Source organism: Chloroflexota bacterium, assembly GCA_015478725.1.
Classification (GTDB): Bacteria; Chloroflexota; Limnocylindria; order Limnocylindrales; family CSP1-4; genus C-114.
The window spans coordinates 1-1,315 of record JADMIG010000124.1; the positions used below are offsets into that span (position 1 = coordinate 1).

Genomic DNA, 1,315 nt, shown 5'->3' on the forward strand with positions numbered 1-1,315 from the left:
GGTAGAACCCCACTAATCGGTGAACGACCTCAAGCAAGCTTGCGAGGACGCCCTCGTAGCCGCTTGGGTAAAGTTGGATCAGGCAACGGATGTTTGCGAGGACGCCCTCGCAGTCGTTTGGGTAAGGTTGGATCAGGCATGGGCCGTGTGCGAGGGCGACCCCGTCGCTTGAGTGCGACCCAAGGCGCAGGCGCGACCTTGTAGATCAACACTTCCCCAACGCTCCAGATATGATCGGTCAATCCGCTTGCCATGGCAGGCGTACACGCAAAACCTCTGTGCTTGGCCTTGCTCAACTCGTGATGAGGCCAACACAAATTGTAAGTGCATCCAATCAAATACATCCCTCGGTGCAGTCCATCCAGGCGACGAGCGGCATGACGACATTTTCGTGTCAAGGCTGCCAACCGCTCACGCACCGTTCCATTCAACCGTTCGATAAAGGCGGTATTGAGAGCCGTTCCTCCCTGAGAGGCTTGCAAGAGCCTGCTGGCTTGCGAGAGCACACCAAGTGTCATCCTGCGCGTCACTTCCACCACCCGTTTCTTCTCCGTCCGTTTGATTACTGTGGCAATACACAACTGTGGCCAAACCCGCAAACACGCTCGTCCACGCCCTGCCGTCTCTTTGACTTTGTCGCGAAACGCTCGTTTGATACTGTTGGGATAGGCCGCCCACCCATCCGTACTGACCAACAAGGCACACGCCGCTTGCGAACACGCACGAACCTGCCGCATCATGCGATCAGCCAGAGCGGTGTCTCGTGTCAGGCTCACTACCCCTCCCAGCCACAGCCGCGTCGACACCATCATGCTCAACCCCATCCAGGCAATCATCGAGCGTCCTTTCACCCGAATCTCGTCCGCTTGGACATGCACCAGATCAAGGGTTCCTTGTTCAATGAGGTGGTGATGCACCTTCTCACACTGCTTTCCCGCACGATCGCGCCAACTCGCCACCGTTCGTTCGTCCAACTCAAAGGCATGCACAATGGCTTGGATGGGACACCCATACGCGAGAAGCGTCACGACGATCACAATCATGTCGCTTGGCTTGCGAAGCCCTTCTAGCATCGTTCCGCGACGCGCACTAAACGTCTTTTGACACGTATGACAGCGATAGCGTTGAGGGTGATAACTATGTATCCGAATGGTGCCCGCGCCAATTTGGCCTCTTGCGGAACACGCCAAGTTCGGGCAAAATTGGTTCGACGCGTCCATCGGCTCTGTTTGCTTTTCCATAGTTGACAGCATGCCTATGAACGCTTCTTTTTTCAAGCCCTCCTTCTCTGTTCACCGATTAGTGGGGTTCTACC

General features: G+C 55.9%; 1 protein-coding gene. It reads right to left on the reverse strand.

Annotated features, from left to right (window positions below):
• Window positions 1-29 precede the first annotated feature (29 nt).
• Window positions 30-1,043, reverse strand: a complete 1,014-nt coding sequence (locus IVW53_16060; protein MBF6607076.1) for a hypothetical protein — start codon at window positions 1,041-1,043, stop codon at window positions 30-32.
• Window positions 1,044-1,315 lie beyond the last annotated feature (272 nt).

What these genes read in the sequence shown, in the direction of transcription:
- IVW53_16060 (MBF6607076.1), bottom strand. Translation starts at nt 1,043, where the DNA reads ATGATTGTGATCGTCGTGACGCTTCTCGCGTATGGGTGTCCCATCCAA.